A 4,096-nucleotide genomic window follows, 5' to 3' on the forward strand; every position below is an offset into this window, starting at 1 on the left:
AAATGGAAAGTCAAAATGTGCCGACGGGGCAAAAGGTGCCGCTGACAACCTTTAGGCAATCACAAGGCAACTTAACACCCCATCATGGCGAAATCAACTGCCCCCATGTTGGTGTCCAGCAAGTTGTCCGAGATAGGTTACCAAGCGGTCGCGGCGAGCACGCTTTACCGTAACGAAACGGGGCAAGCGTTTCGGATTTTGGGACGTGAGGACGGCTTCCATCCCATCGCCTCTTTTCGCGCTGGCCCCTCTTTTCGCTAAGCCGCTTTGCGAATCGCGGGGGCGGCTGTATCGGCAAACCGCTCCCATTTACCATTCTCGCTGTAGAACACGATCGTTTCGGGATGACAGACGCGGCGTAGCATCGCGATCGTGTTTGGATTTTGCCACTTTTCGGTAGCCACCCCGATGACCACGACGTCGACGCGTCCGATCGTATGACAGACTCGAATCAGCCCTTGATCAATCGAATCGGGGAAGATTTGAGGACTGACCCCTTCGGCGCGTACCCGTTGATGGAATTGCATCAGCGTCACGGGCCCTTCGCCCATCTCGAAAGCATCGATTGCGCAATATCGCAGCTTTGTCTCGGGATTGGACGCATGCACGGTCGCCACGATCGCCAAGGCGCGAGCGCCGTCATCGACGCCGACTTCCAATAGCGAGCCGATCTTGAGTGGTTTGAGCAGTTTGCAGAGCGCCGGTTCGACACTCCGGCTGCCGAAACCCAGGATCCCTCGCGCGGGTTTCGCGGCGGGTGCGGCCGCTGCGGCCGGGGCCGCGGCGGGCTTCGCCGCGACGGGCATCGCGGGCTCGCTACGTTTGAGCTCGCTACGTTTGGCCGCACTGGGGGATGCCGACGCTGCTGCCGCTTTGGGCGTGCTAGCTGCGGGGCTGCGTTGCGGTGTTTCACGCTGTGTCGCTGCAGCGGAATCCGCAGCGACGGTATTTTCGGTGGCTCCGTGGGTTCGACCACAGAGGGAATTCCATAGTTTACGCAGTGGCATCGGACGACAGCCTCGTGAAGGATCGAGCGTTCGCGGAGTGCAGATGTAACGACTTCTCTTATTGTGTCGGCGAAATTGACCTCGCAAGTCGATCTGTGACCCAAGAAGTCCGGTTGCAGCGATGGTGGGTGAGTTTGCGTCCTAGGGTTTCTGTACTAGCAGCCTTCCGCAAATCCTTTTGCCTCCCCCGTCCCTTTGGCCGTCAAACTCCATGAAAATCTCGGATCACAATCAAGATATCGGTGACGCGGATGTCATCGAACGGTGTGAAGAACGACTGGCGCTGTCGGCAAGTCTGCCCAGCGATCTGTTGCTCGAAGCACTCAGTATCGGATTGTCTGACGACCCCCTGGATGCGACGTCGAGCGTCAATTCTGACTTTTCGTCACAACCGGAACTCGAACATGATTCACAGGTGACCGACGCTGATCTGGCCACCCCCAACTTGATCGAACAAGCGGCAGCGATCCGCAACCAATTGGGCACAGGAGACCTCGTTCTCAATGGCAGCGGTCAAACTGTCGCCGTGATTGATAGCGGTGTCGCTTGGGATCACGTCGCTCTTGGGGGTGGATTCGGCCCCGGATACCGCGTCGTCGGAGGCTGGGATTTTGCCGAAAACGACGCCAATCCCTACGACGATGGCCCCGCCGGTTTCCATGGGACGCATGTTGCCGGACTGTTGGCGGGACAATCCGACTCGTTTTCAGGGGTCGCCCCCGGTGCGGATATCGTCGCGCTGCGTGTCTTTGACGATGCGGGAATGGGCCAATTGAACTGGATCGAAGACTCACTCAAATGGGTGCACGAAAATCGAAACGCGTTTGAGTCGCCCATCACAACCGTCAACTTGTCGGTCGGAGCGGCTTTGAACGCCGACAACCTTGCCGACGCGATGTCGATCCTCGAGGACGACTTACAATTGCTTCGCGAAGACGGCATTTTGGTGTTTGCCGCCGCGGGTAACTTCTTCGGCAACTCGGTCACCGATACAAGTTTAATGTACCCGGCGGCCAGCGATGCGGTGATCGCCGTGGGCTCGGTGGACGATCTCGGCGAACTCAGTTCGTTTTCACAGCGGGACGATGGTTTGCTAGCGACCAGTGGCGAATCGGTCCGCAGTTCGGTTCCCGATCACGTCTATGGCTGGGACGGCAAGGTCAACGATTTTGCATCGCTGAACGGAACCAGCATGGCGACCCCCCAAATCGCAGCGGCCTCGATGCTGGTGCGTCAATCGATGATCGACGAAGGAGTCAATCCCACTCCGGACGCCATTTTGGCGAGATTACGAGACTCGACCGTAACCCGAATCGACTCCGTAACCGGGGCATCGTACAGCGTCATCGATTTGCAGGCTGCGATCGGTGCCGCTGCAACTGATCCGACGGACCCTGTCGAACCCGAAGACGATACAACGGAGCAAGGTGAACAAACCGAGTTCAACCGGACTCACTTCACCGGAACGAGTGACAACGAATCGTTTGTGCTCGATTTGACCGATGGAATCGAACTTCGCAGCGGTGGCAACGTTTATCGCTTTGACGCAGCCGATTCGTTGACCACGCCGATCGTGATCGATGTCGGCGCGGGAGCGGATTCGCTGCACATCATTGGCTCAAGCGAAGCCGAGCGATTGGTGATGCATCCGTCGACCAGCAGCGAAGCGAGCCGATTGTCGACCAACACCTTTGAAATTGAGTTTCGCGGTGTCGAGTCGGTCGTGTTTGATGGCGGAGGCGGATCGGACCGCGCGACGCTGTACGATTCCAGCGGCGACGACACGCTTCGAACAAGTCCCGACAAAACGGTGCTATCGGGAGTCGGTTTTCAATTCGAAATCAACCAGGTTTCGCGAACCTATGTGCATGCCACCGGGGGCGGTGAAGACCAAGCATTTTTGAACGACTCGGCCGGGGATGATCTGCTCGCCGTCCGGCCTCAATTCACCAGCCTTCGCAGCGAAACATCGTTCCAAGCCGCTTACGGTTTCGAACGGGTCTACGCCTATGCCACCGCGGGTGGCAACGACACCGCGACGCTTTACGACTCCGATGGCGACGACACGATGAGTGTTTCGTCGAGCCGATCGATCATCAGCGGGCCGGGTTACCAGGTCAGTGCACGGGGTTTTGACTCGGTCGACGCTTACGCCAGCGGCGCGGGGCATGACACGGTGAACATTTATGCCGACGACGCCAACAGCCAATGGGACCAAACGAGTGACCGTTTGCAATGGACGGGCAGCGACGGTGCGACCCGGATCGCACGCGGATTCGAGCGGATGCAGGCATTCGAGCAATACGAACCGATCGCGATCGCCCCTCAATCGCTGAATTTTGCCTCGATGATTGCCAGCGACGACGCTGCCGAACGACTCCGCCGCGAACGTCTCGCCTCGCAAGCGGTTTTCGAATGGCTCGGCTCAAAAAAGGTGTCGGACACCTTTTTGGGGGAATAGGGAAGTTGGGTTAAGTGAGCGTGGGAGGGACATGGAGAGGGCGAAAATTCGCTAGGCGTTGACAGTTTCGCGTTTACAGTTGACAGTAAACATAGTAATTCTGCTCCCCTTCCATCTGCTTTCTCACGCCCAAAATGTCTCAAACTCAATCGTCTACGGGAAAATCGTCCACCCCCCGGACTATGCTCGACAAAATCTGGGACGAGCACGTCGTCTATCAAAACGAATCGGGCCCCGCGATCCTGTACGTCGATTTGCACCTAGTTCACGAGGTAACGAGCCCGCAAGCCTTCGAGGGGCTGCGTTTGGCGAATCGCCCAATCCGACGCCCCGAGCGAACGATCGCGACTCCGGACCATAACGTTCCTACCAGCGACCGTAGTTTGCCGATCGCCGACCCGATCAGCCGCAAACAGATCGAAACGCTACGAGAAAACTGCAAAGAATTCGGCGTCACGCTGTTTGACATCGATGATGTTCGCCAAGGCATTGTGCACGTCATCGGCCCTGAAAACGGCTACACCCAACCCGGCATGACGATCGTGTGCGGCGACAGCCACACTGCGACTCACGGTGCATTCGGCGCTTTGGCGTTCGGAATCGGCACCAGCGAAGTCGAACATGTGAT

4 protein-coding genes are annotated in these 4,096 nt (G+C 57.9%); 3 read left to right on the top strand and 1 reads right to left on the bottom strand.

Going from position 1 to position 4,096, the window contains the following annotated elements:
• The first annotated feature begins 84 nt into the window (after window positions 1-84).
• A complete protein-coding gene (locus tag ABX962_RS31720; RefSeq protein WP_372725615.1) occupies window positions 85-261 on the top strand; it encodes a hypothetical protein in 177 nt (58 codons plus the stop codon).
• On the opposite strand, the gene ABX962_RS31725 is transcribed toward ABX962_RS31720, so the two are convergent.
• The gene (locus ABX962_RS31725; RefSeq protein WP_372725617.1) at window positions 258-1,007 is read right to left on the bottom strand and encodes a hypothetical protein; all 750 of its coding nucleotides are present in this window, start codon (window positions 1,005-1,007) and stop codon (window positions 258-260) included. The two genes, ABX962_RS31720 and ABX962_RS31725, sit on opposite strands and share 4 nt — an antisense overlap.
• A gap of 211 nt (window positions 1,008-1,218) precedes the next feature.
• Between ABX962_RS31725 and ABX962_RS31730 the strand changes: the two genes are divergently transcribed.
• Entirely contained in the window at window positions 1,219-3,468 is a 2,250-nt protein-coding gene (locus tag ABX962_RS31730; protein ID WP_372725619.1) for a S8 family serine peptidase, read from the top strand.
• Window positions 3,469-3,602: 134 nt separating this feature from the next.
• Window positions 3,603-4,096: aconitase family protein (locus ABX962_RS31735; protein ID WP_372725621.1), on the top strand; the 494-nt coding region annotated here is incomplete at its 3' end.

The sequence above is a fragment of the Novipirellula sp. genome (assembly GCF_041583735.1).
Taxonomy (GTDB): Bacteria; Planctomycetota; Planctomycetia; order Pirellulales; family Pirellulaceae; genus Novipirellula.

Excerpts from the sequence above, each read along its gene's own strand:
- ABX962_RS31725 (WP_372725617.1), bottom strand. The coding sequence starts at position 1,007 with ATGCCACTGCGTAAACTATGGAATTCCCTCTGTGGTCGAACCCACGGA.
- ABX962_RS31720 (WP_372725615.1), top strand. The coding sequence starts at position 85 with ATGGCGAAATCAACTGCCCCCATGTTGGTGTCCAGCAAGTTGTCCGAG.
- ABX962_RS31730 (WP_372725619.1), top strand. The coding sequence starts at position 1,219 with ATGAAAATCTCGGATCACAATCAAGATATCGGTGACGCGGATGTCATC.